Source organism: Arthrobacter silviterrae, assembly GCF_011045165.1.
GTDB classification, from domain to species: domain Bacteria; phylum Actinomycetota; class Actinomycetes; order Actinomycetales; family Micrococcaceae; genus Specibacter; species Specibacter silviterrae.
The window spans coordinates 163,079-177,418 of the sequence record NZ_JAAKZI010000001.1 but is presented as its reverse complement, the minus strand read 5'-3'; the positions used below and the strand labels follow the sequence as shown (position 1 = coordinate 177,418).

The window sequence follows — 14,340 nt, the reverse complement described above, 5'->3', positions numbered from 1 at the left end:
CAGGTGTCGCCTTCGTCGTGCCTTTGCTCAGGGCACGACGGCGACGGAGCGGGGCATGGCGGCGGCAGCGGCCAGCCCCAGGATTCCACAGGCCAGCACGGCCAGGAACACGCCGCGGGCGGAGGCGATGATGGTGGCGGGATCGGTGGGGCCCAGTCCCGTGGACGCCACGATGGAATTGGCCACCGCCCCAAAGATTGCCACGCCCACGGAGCTGCCGATGGCCCGGGCCAGCATGTTTGAGCCCGTCACCACGCCGCGCTGGCCCCAGCCCACGGATGATTGAGCGGCCACGATGGCCGGGGTGGAGGCAAAGCCGAGGCCGGCGCCAATGAGCAGGCAGCAGCACGCCACCACCCACACGTTTGGCCGGGCTGAGGCAATGACCAGGGCCAGCGCACCGGCCACGATGACGGCCATGCCAAGCATCGACGTGCTGCGGAAGCCGTGGCGCATGTAGACGCGGCCGGAGAAGCTGGAGGCGATGGGCCACCCGATCGACTGGGCCGCCACGGCCAGCCCCGCCAGCAAGGGCACCGTGCCGATCGATCCCTCCAGAAACGTCGGGACGTAGGAGCTCAGCCCGATCAGCACGGCACCCACGCCCAGCGAGACCAGTGTCGTGGTCAGCAGCAGCCTGCGGGAGAGGACCCAGAGCGGAAGAACGGGGTCCGCCGTCCTCCGCTCAACCACCACGAAGCCGGCGATGCAGGCTGCCCCGATGGTGAAGCCGCCAATGCTGGGCGGCGAGTCCCAGCCCCAGGCCTGCCCGCCCTCAAGCACGGCCAGGATGAGCAGCGACATGCCGCCGGCCAGCAGCACCGCCCCGGGGTAGTCAATGTGGACGCGGCGGCGTTCCACGTTTTCGTGGTAGGACCTGGCCAGCAGCAACATGGCCACAATGCAGATGGGGACATTGACGAAGAAGATCCAACGCCACGAGGCGAACTGGGAAAACAGTCCGCCAAGGGCCGGGCCCAGCACGGCGGCCACCGCCCACACCCCGGAAAGGTAGCCTTGGGCCCGGGCGCGTTCTTCGACCGTGTAAATGTCCCCGGCAATGGTGGCGGTGGCCGGCTGGATGGCCCCCGCACCGAGGCCCTGGATGAGTCGGCATGCGATCAGCACCGGCATGCTCCAGGCCAGCCCGGCCAAGACCGAGCCCGCCAGAAAGATGCTGATCCCGGCCAGCATCACTGGCTTGCGGCCCAGGGTGTCGGAAAGCTTGGCGTAGACAGGCACAGTCACCGCCTGGGCGAGGAGGTAGACGGAAAACAGCCACGGGAAGGAGGAGAATCCGCCCAGGCTGTCCACGATGGACGGCACCGCCGTGGCCAGCACGGTCGCATCGAGTGCCACGAGCGCCATGCTGACCATGAGCGAGATCAGCACCGGGCCGCGTTCGGAACGGAACCCGACCCCGGCCGCAGCGGACATCAGGAGCCGGTCCGGCCCGCGGTCACCGCCGTCTTGACCGCCGCGGCAACAGCGGCCGCACCACGCCCGCCCATCACGATGGTGTAGTGGTTGACGTCCGGCACCTCGGACACGGCAAGGCCCGGCAACCGGGCACGCCACGCCGCCAGTGCCTCTGCCGAGTAGAGGGGATCCGCATCCAGCAGCCCGCGCGGGGCGGTCAGCAACGGCGTCCCCGCAGGCAGGGCCGACAGGGCCGCCTCGATGGCGTCCATGCCAAAAAGGTCCGCCGAGTCCAGTGCCATGGACTCGTAGCTGGCGCTGGAGTGCAGCCGCGGCGGTTCGCCCACCAGGTCGTAGTCCACATATGCCTCAATGTCCCCGTTCCAGGCGCCGGCGAGGGCGGGGTGGCCCTTCCACAGCTGGCGGTAGGCGGCACGGTCCGCAAACTCCATCGTGAGCCGCTGCGCCGCAGGCCCCAACGTGTCATTGACGGTGAGCCCGGGCGGCAGCACCAACGGCAGGCCGCCGTCGACCAGCACGGTGGCGGCCGTCCGGCCGGGGTGCCGCAGCCCGAAGACCAGGGCGGCGAAGGCGCCCATGGAATGGCCGACGACGGCAGCAGTCGCCACGCCCACATGGTCCAGCAGGGCGGCGAGGTCGGCCGCGTGGGCCTCCATGCCATACGGCCCGCCGAGCCCGCGGCTGCCCCCGCGCCCGCGCAGGTCCGGGGCAATGACGTGGAACTCCGGCAGGGCCCGGGCGACGGCGGCCCAGGCCAGGTGGTTGGCGGTGATGCCGTGGACGGCCAGCACGGCGGGGGCGCCGGGATCACCCCATTCGCCGAAGGCCAGCGAGCCGGGCACACTGGAGAGCCTGTACGTCATGGTGCACCTTTCCCGCGCCGGGCCGCTTCTTCCAATCTGCCCTAAAGTGGGGCATATCACAAGCAGTCACCAGCAGCGTGAAAAGGGGTCCCGCAGTGCCACTCTTTGACGGCATCACCGCCACCACCATCCACACCGGCCGCCTGGCCGCCAACGTGCTCACCCGCACCGGGCAGCGCACGGACGGCCCCGCCGCCGTATTCATCCACGGCAACGTCTCTTCCTCCCTGTTCTGGCAGCCGGCCATGCTGGCCCTGCCGGAGGACATCGCCGCCTACGCCGTGGACCTCCGCGGCTTTGGCGACAGCGAGAGGGCCCCTGTCGATGCCACCCGCGGTGTGCGGGACTTCAGCGACGACGTCCACGCCGTGGTGCGCGAGCTCGGGCTGGGCCCCGTTCACGTGGTGGGCTGGAGCATGGGCGGCGGCGTCGCGCTGCAATACGCCCTGGACCACCCCGCCGCCAGCATCACGCTGCAGGCGCCGGTATCGCCTTATGGCTTTGGCGGGACGCGCCTGGACGGCACCCGCCTCACCGAGGACGACGCCGGCACTGGGGGTGGAGGGGCCAACCCGGGCTTCGTGTCCGCTCTCCAGGCGGGCGACACCAGCCGAGAGAACGCCCTCGGGCCGTGGGCCGTCTACAAAAGCTCCTATGTTTCGCCCGGCTTCGCCTCCGATGACGAGGACACCTGGGTCGAATCAATGCTCACCACCGCGACGGGCGAGGACAACTACCCGGGGGATTCCGTGGCATCGGCGAACTGGCCGGGCTTTGCCGCCGGCACCCGCGGGGTGCTCAACACCATGGCGCCGGGCCATTTTGACGTCTCGGGAATTGTTGCGCTCGCCGTCAAGCCGCCCATCCTGTGGGTGCGCGGCGATGCAGACGCCATCGTCTCCGATTCCTCCGCCTTCGACCTGAACTTCCTGGGCCAGGCCGGCGTGATCCCCGGCTGGCCTGGCGCGGATGTGGCACCCGCCCAGCAGATGCTGGCCCAGACCCGGGCCGTCCTGGAGCGCTACGCCGCCAACGGGGGCCGCTACTCCGAAGACGTGTTTGCCGGAGCCGGCCACGCACCCTCCCTGGAGCAGCCGGAAAAGTTCGCGGAGCTGCTCGCCGCACATGTCCGCGGCGCCGCCTGACGGCGAGGCTCAGGCGGAAGCCGGGGACCCGGCGTCGAGCTTTCCGGAAAAGGTGAAGACAATGGCCGCGGCGACCTCGGCAACCGGCGTGCCAGGGCTGAACAGCAGCCATTCCAGGCCGCCCATCAGGGTGGCGCCAAAGATGCCGCCGGCCATGAGGCGGCGCGAACCCTCCGGGGTTCCTGCCGGGGTCAGCGGCTCCAGCGCGGCCTCGATTTCAGACAGTGCCTCGCGGCGCAGGGCGGCCATCGACTCCTGCCAGGCCCGGTCAGTGCGGAAGATTTCCGCTGCCATCAGCTTGGCGAGGGCGCGGTTGTCGGCGATGAGGGCCAGCATCTGCGTCACCATGGCCTCAATGGAGGCGAAACCGCTGGCGGACAGGCGGGCCCCGCGCAGGGTTTCCGCCAAGGTGCTGACCCCGGAAGTGATCAGCTCGCCGAACAGCTGGTCCTTGGAGGAGAAGTTGTAGTAGACGCTGCCCTTGGCCACGCCGGCGCGCTCGGCCACCTCGTCCATGGTGGTGCCGGAGATCCCGTGCAGCGCGCCCAGCTCCAGTGCAGCGGCAAGGATGGCCTGTTTGGTGGCTGAAATGCGTGGCATGGGTGCGTCCTTTGGTGCAGGTCTGTGGGCGTGGTGGGGCGTGGTGTGGCTGTGCGCGTGGCGTGGTGGTCCACCAGCGTGAGTCTATTCCACCGGTGCGCAACGGACCGCTTGGGCTGCAACCCGGGCGGAGGGCGCGGCCCCCAGCCCACGGACGCTTAATTTGGACCGATTTGAGAGAATTGGAGCGTGACTGTTACAGACTTCCCCTCCAGCGACACCAAGTTGGACCTCCCGCCCCTGAAACTTGGCAACATTACCGTGGACACGCCCGTGGTGCTGGCACCCATGGCAGGCATCACGAATACGGCGTTCCGCCGGCTGTGCCGCGAACACGGGGGCGGCGTGTTCGTCTCTGAAATGGTCACCTCGCGGGCGCTGGTGGAGCGGACGCCGGAGTCCATGCGGCTGATTAGCCACGACGACGACGAGAAAATCCGCTCGGTGCAGCTGTACGGCGTCGATCCGGAAACAGTGGGCCGCGCCGTGCGGATGCTGGTCGAGGAAGACCATGCCGACCACATTGACCTGAACTTCGGCTGCCCCGTGGCCAAGGTGACCAGGCGTGGCGGGGGAGCGGCCCTGCCGTGGAAGCTGGACCTGTTCACGGCAATCGTGAACACGGCCGTGAAGGAAGCGGGCAAGGGCGGGCTCCCGCTGACCATCAAAATGCGCAAGGGCATTGATGACGACCACCTGACCTACCTTGAGGCCGGCCGCATTGCCCGCGATGCAGGCGTGGCCGCCGTGGCCCTCCATGGCCGCACCGCCAGCCAGTTCTACTCAGGGCACGCCGACTGGGATGCCATCGCCCGCCTCCGCGAGGCCCTGCCGGACATCCCGGTCCTGGGCAACGGGGACATCTGGAGCGCCGAGGACGCCATCGCCATGGTGCGCCAGACCGGCGTCGACGGCGTGGTGGTGGGCCGCGGCTGCCAGGGCCGCCCATGGCTCTTTGGCGACTTGATGGCCGCCTTCGAAGGCAGCGACAAGCGGCACAAGCCGGGGCTGGCCGAGGTGGCTGCCGCCGTCTACCGCCACGCCGAACTGCTCGTTGACACCTTCGACGACGAAAACAAGGCCCTGCGCGACATCCGCAAGCACATGGCCTGGTACTTCAAGGGCTATGTGGTGGGCGGCGAACTGCGCGCCCAGCTTGCCGCGGTCCCCACCCTGGAAGTCCTGCGCGGCCTGCTGGACCAGCTCGACATGGACTCGCCCTACCCCGGGGCCGACGCCGAAGGCCCCCGCGGGCGCGCCGGCACCCCGAAACGCACGGCACTGCCGGACGGCTGGCTGAACGAGCGCACGCTCAGCGGCAGCCAGCAGGTGGACCTGGCGGGCGCCGAGCTCGACGTCTCCGGAGGATAGTGATGACAGCGGCGGATACCGGCAGCGGGCCGGAGCAGCAAATGTGCTGGTGTTGCGGGCGGACCTTCCCCGAGTCGGGAATCATCCGGCTCGGCAGCAGGCCGGAGGCCGGAGTGTGCCTGAACTGCACCATTTCCCTGCGGCAGCGGGCCCGGGTCCGTGCGGCCGAGGGCCGCGGGGGCCTCGCCCACTGGGGTGCCCAGGCCGTGAACCGCGGCCGGCAGGGTGTCATGGCGCGCAATTGGCACCGGCTCCCCGCAGTGGGGCCCGCGCTGCGCTGGATCAACCGGCACCTGCCGTAGGCGGAGCGGGCGTCCGGGTGGCGCCGGACCATTGGGCCGCCGCGATGGCCCTAAACTAAGGGATATGTCTACCTCAGCGCAGCCAGAGTACTCCTCCACCGACGTGGAGCGCTGGGTCCAGGAGGCCCACAAGAGCAGCTTCCGGACCGTTTTTGAGCGCGACCGTGCACGCGTGCTGCACTCCTCGGCGCTGCGGCGGCTCGGCGCCAAGACCCAGGTGGTGGCCCCGGACACTGACGACTTTGTCCGCACCCGCCTCACGCACAGCCTGGAAGTGGCACAGATCGGCCGGGAACTGGGCCGCACGCTGGGCTGCGACCCGGACGTGGTGGACACCGCCTGCCTGGCCCACGACCTCGGCCACCCGCCCTTCGGCCACAACGGCGAGTCCGTGCTCAATGACCTGTCCCACGACATTGGCGGCTTCGAGGGAAACGCCCAGACGCTGCGCCTGCTGACCCGCCTGGAATCCAAGGTCATGACGCCCGACGGCGGCTCGGCCGGCTTGAACCTGACCCGCGCCTCCCTCGATGCCTCCTCAAAATACCCGTGGCTGGCCGCCGACGCGCCGCTGATCGACGGGCGCCGCACCAGCAAGTTTGGCGCCTACACCGACGACCTCCCCGTTTTTGAGTGGCTGCGCAGCAACGCCCCGGCCGGAAAAACCTGCGTCGAGGCGCAGGTCATGGACCTGGCCGACGACATTTCCTATTCCGTCCACGACGTGGAGGACGCCATCGTGGCCGGCCATGTGCAGCTGAAGTGGCTGGCCAACTCGGACCAGCGCAACCGGGTGCTGGGCTACACGCAGCAGTGGTACCTCCCGTCCGTGGACACGGCAGAGATCGATGCAGCGCTCACCCGGCTGGAATCGGCGGATGTCTGGGTCCGCCACGCGGACGGCAGTCGTGCCTCGATGGCAGCCCTGAAGGACATGACCAGCCAGCTGATCGGCCGGTTCTGCCAGAGCGCCGTCGCCGCGACCAGGGAAATCTACGGCCCCGAACGGCTCACCCGCTACGCTGCCGACGTCGTCGTTCCTGTTGAAACCGCCTATGAAATCGCGGTCATGAAGGGCCTGGCCACCACCTTTGTCATGACCACCGACCACCGCCAGCCCATCTACCAGCGCCAGCAGGACATCCTCAGCGAGCTGGTCGCGGTGCTCAACGCCACCGGGGACGCCCACCTGGAGACCATGTTCGCCGCGGACTGGCGGGACGCGGACGACGACGACGCCCGGCTTAGGGTTGTCATCGACCAGATCGCGTCCCTTACGGATGTGTCGGCGCTGGCCCTCCACGAGCGACTGGTGGGGATGGAACGCACGCTGCTGTAGAGCGGGGGTCCGCTAGCGCATGTCCTGCACGAGGGTTCCCTCGTTCTCAGCGGTCCTGGAACGCTACTTCGTTGCATAGCTTTCGAGGACGGCGGCGGCGGTGCCTGGGTCGTCGACCGTGACGACGATTGAACGGCCGTCGCGGCGGAAGACTTCGAGGCCAGGGCCCCGGCGGGTTACGAAACCCCAGCGCCCCTTTCGGCTGGGGCCGATCACCCATCGGAAGCCCCAGCCGCCAAAGTCGGCCAGCGGGTCGACCGCAACAACGGCTGCCTTCGCGAGGCTCGCCGGGGGAATGTGGAGCCGTGGCCAGCCGATGGCGGATCGGACGATGAATCCGTGCGGGCCGGCGGTGACGACGACATGCGCCGTGTCGAGCAGAACGAGCAGCAGAAGGAGCGGCGAGAGGAAGATCGGCCACAGGCGAGGACCAACGGTCAACAGCAGGGACACACCGAGCACGATCAGCACCGCGGCTGCGGCGGCGATGAGCGCCATGAACCAGGCCGGGAGCTCAACCCTCCCCGTCCAGCCTGCGACCTCGCTGGATCGTACCGGGAGCGCGTCAACCGCCTGAGCGCTTTCCGCTGTCAGGGCCTCGCGCGGAAGCAGCCACCAGGTGAGTAACCCTGCGGCGGCCGCGAGAATGGCGCCGCCGGCGAGGGGAAGCGCCGGTGCGAGTGGCGAGGCGTTGAGTACGACCGAACCAACGCCCATGCCGATCGCGTGGAAAACTGTAATTCCCATCGCGATGGCCGGCATCCAGGCGTTCATCCCCGCCATTCGTGTCGCACGGACCATGAAGAAGCCGATGAATGCGATCACTGGGAAGCCAATCGCCGCGACGAGGATCGCGTAGGTCCACCACGGCCCTGTGCGGTCGGAACCTGCGCCCCAGTGGGTGATGAGCTGCGGGCTGCCGGTGGCACCCACGCCGACTATGACAATTTCTGCGGCAACGACGATCGCAAGTGGTACCCAGATCGTCGCGATGAGTGCGGCTCGCCGGGCGGCCCGGTGGTCAACGATGCGGCCGCTCATGACTCGTATTCCTTCCGGACGAGCGCCAGCAGGGTCCCGATCGGGATGCCCGCGGACTTCGCTTCGGCAGCCGCCCGAGCCACGGCGACGCGGACCCCGTTTGCTGTTGGTGCACCGATGACCACGGCGCCGCGGCCTCGTCGAAGTTCGATCTGACCGTCGTTGCGCAGCTCCTGGTAGGCGCGCAAGACCGTGTGAAAGTTGACGCCGATTGACTCGGCCAGCACTTTGGCCGCCGGCAGGCGCTCGCCGGTGGCGATCGTCCCCGTCGCGATCTGGGTGGCGATCGACTCGGCAATCTGCGCGAACACGGGAGTGGCCGTTGCCGGATCGATGAGTACGAACATAGAGTTATTCTAGTTCTATTAGCACTATTTGCCCTCGGCAGGAGAGAACGCATGTCCAAGGATGAGCAAATACCACCGACCGGTGCCCAACCGCGGACCGGCAAGACGCCCAAGCGGTGGTTCAAGCCGAACACGTCCGGCCCGGGCTGGCACCCCGATTCATGGCAGGGCTGGCTCATAACCGGGCTCATCGTTGCCGCGATCGTCACCTTTGTTGCGCTGTTCAGAAGCGGGGTTCTGTGATGCGGGTGTCATCGTGAGCGGCTTCTTTTCTTGGGTGGCGGGTTCCGGCGTCGTGCAGGGCGTGATCATGGGACTGACTTTCGCGTACCTGACCACGGTCCTGCTCTTGAACGCCGTGGCAAAGACGGAGACGACTACCGTCAACGGCTGGAGCGCGATCCGCAAGGCGGGCCACCCAGGCAACGGATTGCTCGTGCGGGCGGCACTGCAGAAGGCCTTGCCCGTTGTCAACGTTTTCGAGGAAGCCGCCTATTGGACGGCAACCAGCGACGACACGGGGGCTCGTTTCAGCGGCGAGAACGCCTATCGGCTTCACTTTCCGGCGGGCCGGCTCCCGCCGAATGACGCCTTCTGGTCACTCACCGCAACGGACACCGTCGGCTACATGGTCGGCACCGCAACGGGCCGGTCGAGCGTGGACAGCCACTCTGGTCTGGTGGCCAACGCCGACGGCTCGGTCGACATTCTGATGCAGCCGCATCAGCCCCCCGGTGCCCCAGGGAACTGGGTGGCAACACCGCCCGGCCGGTTCAAGCTCATGCTCCGCGCCTACCTGCCCGCCTCCGCCGTAGTCAATGGCGACTACCAGGTTCCGCCAGTCGCCCGGGTGCGGCCATGAATCGCCTGATCCTGAAATACGCCACTCCGGTCATCATCGTCATCTTGGCGATCTTCGCATGGGTCATCTACCGACGAGTCGCCGATGGCGGTTTGGGAGCGATCATCCCGCTCGCCGTGACGGCTGCGATTGATTGGGTGATCGGAGCGTTCGTGTTTATCTACTTCTGGCCCCGAATCACGGTCGGCGGCTTCAAAAGGATATTCTCGGGGCGTGGATTGGGCGGCGGCCCGATCCCCGTGAACACGATCTATGCCGTGCCGGAGAGCCCGTCCCAATCCGCGTCGTCCGGCAGTGTGATCGCGACCGGCACCGATGATCTCCTCTACCTGGGGGGTTGGCTTGACGTGAAGGACGGACCGCTGGTGCTGCACATGCCCACGATGGACGGCCGCTTCTGCAGCGTGCAGTTCACCGACCCAACCAGCGGAGCCAACTTCGCCTATGTGGGCAAACGCACCACCGGGTCGGCTGCCGGCGACTTCCTCCTCTGCGAACCCAAATGGGCCGGCGAAACCCCGGTGGGTATGAGCCGAATCGACGTGCCGCACCACGCCGCACTGCTCATCGGACGGGTGTACGTTGCCAACGAAAATGACCGGCCCGCGGCATACGCCCTCGCGAAGCAGATCCAGCTCACACCACTAAAACTCGAGCGCGATCGTTAGCCAGACGGACCACCGCGAAGGGCTTCGTCACTCATTGAGCTTGCCGGAACCGGTCACTTTCGGTGTCCCGCAGGGGGAACCCTTACCGGGATGCCGAGCTAACATCAGCTGGCCAGCGCGCTCCGGTGGACAACGTTATCTATTACTTCGGCAGCAGTCGCTGCCATTAGCGTGGGGGAACGTACTTGCTTGGGCCATTCCATGCCGCGTGAAACCCATCCAGTTTCTAGACCTGCCGCTTGGCCACCAGCGATATCAGCGGTTGGATGATCACCTACCATCCAACCTCCGGTGAGTTCTGAATTCAGTCGCTGGGCTGCAATCTGGAAAATCTTGGAATCTGGCTTTTTGACTCGTTCTGCTTCGGAGATCACGACAGCATCCACATACGGCTCTAGCCCGACTCTTTGGATTTTGAGAGTCTGTTGAGTCGTTGTTCCGTTGGTGACAATGGCTATTTTCCAGCCATGCTCTTTGGCATTCTTGAGCGCCTTCTTGGTGCAGTCCTCCATGGTCATGGAGTCCACATGTTCGTAGAGGAGGCGGTCCACGAGATCCTCGACTGCCGTGTCTAGTCTGAAGCGTTCCTTGATGGCGCGGGCCAGGGAATCCCGAGGTTCATAGCCGTCGCGGTCAGACTCGATCAGCCATGCCGCCTCAGAATCGGGTCTCCTGAGCAGCCGAACGAAATCGACGGACCAGGAATTGAAAGCGGAGGCCCTGTCGACCAAAGTGTTGTCCAAATCCACAAGAAGCAGCATCTTTTCACCCTGAACTGTTGGCGACAAATCTATCTGACCGACTCCCATATGGGCAGGGCGTCTGCAAAGTCTTTTGTGAGGGTGCGGCGTCTTAATACGTGAGACGAACCGTGCCGTGGCTTTTAAAAAGTGAGAACCCCTGTTAATCCAGATGGTGTCTAAGCCGCTGGATTGCCAGGAGTTCTCGCATGCCATCATCCCATCTTGCTGTGTTCATTGACGATTTCCCCCCGGCCGGGCCGGTGGAGATCGACCCGGGCAGAGTTCTTGTGAGGTTGTCCGGTTTGCCTGATCCAAGGAAACGGCGCGGGGTTCGGCACCGGTTCGCACACTTGCTTGTCATCATGGTCTGCTCGGTGCTGGCCGGGCGACATCGTTGGTGGAGATGCCCGAACGGGCGGCCGACACGGCCCGGGACCAGCTCGCCGCCCTGGGCATTGGTGCCCCGCACGCAACTACGCTGGCCAGGGTGCGTCAGCATCCTGGATGCTGACGCCCTCGACCGGCTGGCCAGGGCATGGGCACAGTCCTTGGCACCGGTGGCGGCCATCGCCATCGACGGGAGGAAGTCCGGGGAGCGAAGAACGGCGGCGGCACGAGGGTCCACCTGTTGGCCGGCATCGACCACACCACCGGGGCCGTCCTCGTACAGGCGAACGTGTCCGAGAAGCACAACGAGATCACCTACTTCAAGCCACTCCTGGAGGGGATGAACAATCTGGAGGGCGTGGTGATATCCGCCGATGCGTTGCATACCCAGCGTGAGCATGCCGAGTACCTTCACTCCCGGGGAGCCGAGTATGTGTTCACGGTGAAGGCGAACCAGCCCAAGCTCCATGACCAGTTGCGCGCCTTGCCTTGGAACCGCGTCCGCGTCGGGCACAAGACCCGTGACACGGCCAACGGCCGCGAGATCGAGCGGACCGTCAAGTGCGTGAGCCTGGCTGCGGGGATCAAGTTCCCCCACGCAGCCCAGGCCGCACAAATCACCCGCAGTTCCCGGCCGCTGGGTACCCGGAAGTGGTCGACAGAGACCGTTCACATCGTCACGTCACTGGCGCCGGGACAAGGAAAACCGGAACTCATAGCGTCCCTGATCCGCGGGCACTGGGGAATTGAAAACGGCCTCCACTGATACGTTGACCGCACTACCAGCGTGTCCTCCGATGCGGGTCCTGTCTCCGGGTTGATGCTTCATTCATGGGCACTTCCTATGAACGGAGTAGCTGTGAAACAGAATGAGAAGCTTGGCGGTAGTCGGATTGACGGGTTGGTCGTCATTCGCGCCGGCACGGTTTCGGCAACTGATGACGCGACGCTGCCGTGGGCGGTGCTGACGGAAACTGGTCTTCGGGTGGCACCGGTGGAGGAGTTCCTGAGGGACCTGCTGGCTTGTGGCAATTCCGCGGCATCGTGTCGTTCGTATGCCTATGACCTCCTGCGTTGGTCGAGGTTTTTGGCGGCCGTCGAAGTGCCGTGGCATCGTGCCACATCGTTGGAGGTCCGTGACTTCGTGTTGTGGCTGAAAACAGCACACAATCCCGCCCGCGATCGGCACCGTGAAAATTCCGCCGCGGCGGGATCAGTAAACCGGCGCACCGGCAAAGCCGCCTTATCCGCTGGATACGCGCCGGCAACGATCAATCATGCGATTTCGGTGATTGCCTGCTTTTATGATTTTCATCTGGAAACCGGGCAGGGGCCTGTGATCTCACCGGTTCCGGGCCCGACCCGCGCTGGGGGCCATATTGGTGCCCACCATAATCCCCTTGAGCCCTTCGCCGCCCATTCCCGCGGACGCTATCGGCAAAAGGAACCCGAGCGTGAACCTCGGGCCGTGCCCGATGACGTGGTGGAAGACCTGTTTTCCTCATTGAGTTGCCATCGTGACCGGGCTTTGTTTTCGATGTTCCTATCCAGTGGGGCACGTGCTGCGGAACTTTTGGCGATGACGGTGGATGATGTCCGGCCTGGTCAGGGGCGCATCTATGTGCGCAGCAAGGGACTCGGGGGCGTCAAGGAGCCCTGCCCGGCGTCCCCGGAAGCGTTCGCCTGGCTGACGCTCTACCTGGGCGAGATGGCGCAGGTGGAGGGCCTGCGTCCCGGACCCGGAGAGCCGCTGTGGTGGACTCGCCGGCATCCGCTGCGCCCATTGACATATACAGCTTTGCGGGCCATTTTGAACCGGATCAATGAGAAGATCGGCGCCACCGTAAGCGTTCACGACCTGCGGCACACCCTGGCCATTCGACTCGTTGAGGATCCGGGCCTCAGCCTGGTCGATGTCCAGCATGTCATGCGCCACCGCTGGATCACCACGACCACCGGGTATTTGCGTCCGCGCCCGGACGAAGTCATTGCCAAGGTGGCGGAGCATTACGGGCGCCCACGTCATGTCGCCGGGGCACGGACTGGCTGGGCCTATGACCCTGACGATCTGGCAGATCTCTTCGGGAACAACAAATGAGCCGCAACGGATGGGTCGCCCGCACACCGTTGAGCGGGCAGGGATATGATCCTGCCATCAGTGCCATCGCAGGGTTGACTCCAGCCGAAGGCCCGCCGCCGGCACCGGACAGGGCAGGCATGGCAGCTGGCGAATTGGTGTTGCTGGCCCAGACACTGTTTGTGGATCCTGACTCCGGGCAAATCCAGCGCCAGCGGGAGGCAGTGGAAAAGGTGTTGTCGTGGCTGGAAACCTTTCCCGGCCAGGATTGGCAGGACCGGTGGCTCTTGAGTGTTTCCGATGCCGGCTGGTCATCGTGGGGGCCGGTCGGTAGCTCAGCGGCTCAGCGTTTGCCGTTGACAACCGGACTCGGCGTGTTGCTGGCGCTGCGGGTGGTCCGCCCGTCGTACAACTGGCTCTTTAGCAGTCGCTTGCTGGGCGTTTATGATGCCTACCGACGCCATAACCAGTCCGAGACGTTCACACGAATTGCTGTTCATCTGAGCGAACGCGGCGGCAGCACTGAATATAGCGCCACCACCTTGAACCTGCTGGCGTGCATGGCGATGGTGACTGGAAAGGATTTGCTGGACCTCGATATCAAGGACATCGCCGATTATGCTGAGGCCCGAAAGTCCAGCGGGCGCAATAACGGGGCGTTGGCATTGGCTTACCAGGTGCTGCATGCCCAGGGAGCGATGCCCGACTGCCCGCCTACGTTGGTTCAGTACCACCACGTCGGCCAACGCACCCCGACTGAGCTCGTCGATAGATTCCCGATCGTTGATCGAGCTTTTCGCGACATGTTGGTGCACTACCTCACGGAACGATGCGCCATGCTTGACTACGCTTCACTGATCAACCAATCACAGATGCTTGCCGGTCTTTTCTGGATGGATCTGGAAGAGCACCATCCGGGAATCTGTTCACTGAGCCTTCCCGGACCCATTGCCGCCGAATGGAAACAGCGGCTCCGGACCCTGCCCAATGGCCAGCCCCGGCTGAACTACCACGCCATCCTCCTGGCTGTGCGCTCGTTCTACCTTGATATTCATCAATGGTCGTTGGAGGACCCTGCCCGGTGGGCACAATGGGCTGCTCCCTGCCCCATTAGCCAGTCCGATACGCATTAGTTACCGGAAGGAAACGCGCCAG

Annotated in this window: 16 protein-coding genes and 1 pseudogene; 11 read left to right on the top strand and 6 right to left on the bottom strand. The window is 65.7% G+C overall.

The annotated features are described in order from the left end of the window. Positions 1-27 precede the first annotated feature (27 nt). Positions 28-1,437 (bottom strand): MFS transporter, encoded by a 1,410-nt coding sequence (locus tag G6N77_RS00875; RefSeq protein WP_165180103.1) that lies wholly within the window; start codon positions 1,435-1,437, stop codon positions 28-30. Then, positions 1,437-2,303: an alpha/beta hydrolase gene (locus tag G6N77_RS00870; RefSeq protein WP_165180102.1), complete on the bottom strand. Its 867-nt coding sequence runs from the start codon at positions 2,301-2,303 to the stop codon at positions 1,437-1,439. Before G6N77_RS00870 ends, G6N77_RS00875 begins: the two co-directional genes overlap by 1 nt. 95 nt (positions 2,304-2,398) lie before the next feature. On the opposite strand from G6N77_RS00870, the gene G6N77_RS00865 reads away from it, so the two are divergent. Beyond that, positions 2,399-3,448, top strand: a complete 1,050-nt coding sequence (locus G6N77_RS00865) for an alpha/beta hydrolase (protein WP_165180101.1) — start codon at positions 2,399-2,401, stop codon at positions 3,446-3,448. Positions 3,449-3,457: 9 nt separating this feature from the next. On the opposite strand, the gene G6N77_RS00860 is transcribed toward G6N77_RS00865, so the two are convergent. Further along, positions 3,458-4,048 (bottom strand): TetR/AcrR family transcriptional regulator, encoded by a 591-nt coding sequence (locus tag G6N77_RS00860; RefSeq protein WP_165180100.1) that lies wholly within the window; start codon positions 4,046-4,048, stop codon positions 3,458-3,460. Positions 4,049-4,237: 189 nt separating this feature from the next. Here G6N77_RS00860 and dusB point away from each other — a divergent pair, with 189 nt between their 5' ends. The 3 genes from dusB (at position 4,238) to G6N77_RS00845 (ending at position 7,060) form a co-directional block, all read left to right on the top strand. Next, the gene (gene dusB, locus G6N77_RS00855) at positions 4,238-5,419 is read left to right on the top strand and encodes a tRNA dihydrouridine synthase DusB (protein WP_165180099.1); all 1,182 of its coding nucleotides are present in this window, start codon (positions 4,238-4,240) and stop codon (positions 5,417-5,419) included. A 2-nt stretch (positions 5,420-5,421) separates the two neighbouring features. Further along, positions 5,422-5,721 carry a hypothetical protein gene (locus G6N77_RS00850; RefSeq protein WP_165180098.1) on the top strand — a complete coding sequence of 100 codons (300 nt, stop codon included), beginning with the start codon at positions 5,422-5,424 and terminating at the stop codon, positions 5,719-5,721. A 64-nt stretch (positions 5,722-5,785) separates the two neighbouring features. Next, positions 5,786-7,060, top strand: coding sequence for a deoxyguanosinetriphosphate triphosphohydrolase (locus G6N77_RS00845; protein ID WP_165180097.1), 1,275 nt, complete (start codon positions 5,786-5,788; stop codon positions 7,058-7,060). Between the two features lie 63 nt (positions 7,061-7,123). On the opposite strand, the gene G6N77_RS00840 is transcribed toward G6N77_RS00845, so the two are convergent. Both G6N77_RS00840 and G6N77_RS00835 read right to left on the bottom strand, forming a co-directional pair. Beyond that, the gene (locus G6N77_RS00840) at positions 7,124-8,101 is read right to left on the bottom strand and encodes a hypothetical protein (RefSeq protein ID WP_165180096.1); all 978 of its coding nucleotides are present in this window, start codon (positions 8,099-8,101) and stop codon (positions 7,124-7,126) included. After that, on the bottom strand, positions 8,098-8,448 hold the full coding sequence (locus G6N77_RS00835; protein WP_165180095.1) for a GntR family transcriptional regulator: 351 nt from the start codon (positions 8,446-8,448) through the stop codon (positions 8,098-8,100). Before G6N77_RS00835 ends, G6N77_RS00840 begins: the two co-directional genes overlap by 4 nt. A 51-nt stretch (positions 8,449-8,499) precedes the next feature. Here G6N77_RS00835 and G6N77_RS00830 point away from each other — a divergent pair, with 51 nt between their 5' ends. The 3 genes from G6N77_RS00830 to G6N77_RS00820 are packed head-to-tail and all read left to right on the top strand — an operon-like array spanning position 8,500 to position 9,978. After that, positions 8,500-8,691: a hypothetical protein gene (locus G6N77_RS00830; RefSeq protein ID WP_165180094.1), complete on the top strand. Its 192-nt coding sequence runs from the start codon at positions 8,500-8,502 to the stop codon at positions 8,689-8,691. Positions 8,692-8,704: 13 nt separating this feature from the next. Beyond that, positions 8,705-9,310 carry a DUF1214 domain-containing protein gene (locus G6N77_RS00825; protein ID WP_205677866.1) on the top strand — a complete coding sequence of 202 codons (606 nt, stop codon included), beginning with the start codon at positions 8,705-8,707 and terminating at the stop codon, positions 9,308-9,310. Next, a complete protein-coding gene (locus tag G6N77_RS00820) occupies positions 9,307-9,978 on the top strand; it encodes a DUF1254 domain-containing protein (protein ID WP_165180093.1) in 672 nt (223 codons plus the stop codon). The genes G6N77_RS00825 and G6N77_RS00820 overlap by 4 nt, the downstream gene beginning before the upstream one ends. Before the next feature lie 104 nt (positions 9,979-10,082). Here G6N77_RS00820 and G6N77_RS00815 read toward each other — a convergent pair whose 3' ends face one another. Beyond that, entirely contained in the window at positions 10,083-10,739 is a 657-nt protein-coding gene (locus tag G6N77_RS00815) for an HAD family hydrolase (RefSeq protein WP_165180092.1), read from the bottom strand. A 188-nt stretch (positions 10,740-10,927) separates the two neighbouring features. On the opposite strand from G6N77_RS00815, the pseudogene G6N77_RS20405 reads away from it, so the two are divergent. The 4 genes and pseudogenes from G6N77_RS20405 to G6N77_RS00795 all read left to right on the top strand — a co-directional run. Then, positions 10,928-11,107 (top strand): annotated as a pseudogene (locus G6N77_RS20405) (transposase family protein); the annotation flags it as partial. A 149-nt stretch (positions 11,108-11,256) separates the two neighbouring features. Beyond that, positions 11,257-11,874 carry an ISAs1 family transposase gene (locus G6N77_RS00805; RefSeq protein WP_165180090.1) on the top strand — a complete coding sequence of 206 codons (618 nt, stop codon included), beginning with the start codon at positions 11,257-11,259 and terminating at the stop codon, positions 11,872-11,874. Positions 11,875-11,967: 93 nt separating this feature from the next. Further along, complete coding sequence (locus G6N77_RS00800; RefSeq protein WP_165180089.1) at positions 11,968-13,206, top strand: tyrosine-type recombinase/integrase; 1,239 nt, start codon at positions 11,968-11,970, stop codon at positions 13,204-13,206. Continuing rightward, positions 13,203-14,318 (top strand): hypothetical protein, encoded by a 1,116-nt coding sequence (locus G6N77_RS00795; RefSeq protein ID WP_165180088.1) that lies wholly within the window; start codon positions 13,203-13,205, stop codon positions 14,316-14,318. The genes G6N77_RS00800 and G6N77_RS00795 overlap by 4 nt, the downstream gene beginning before the upstream one ends. The last annotated feature ends 22 nt before the right edge of the window (positions 14,319-14,340 follow it).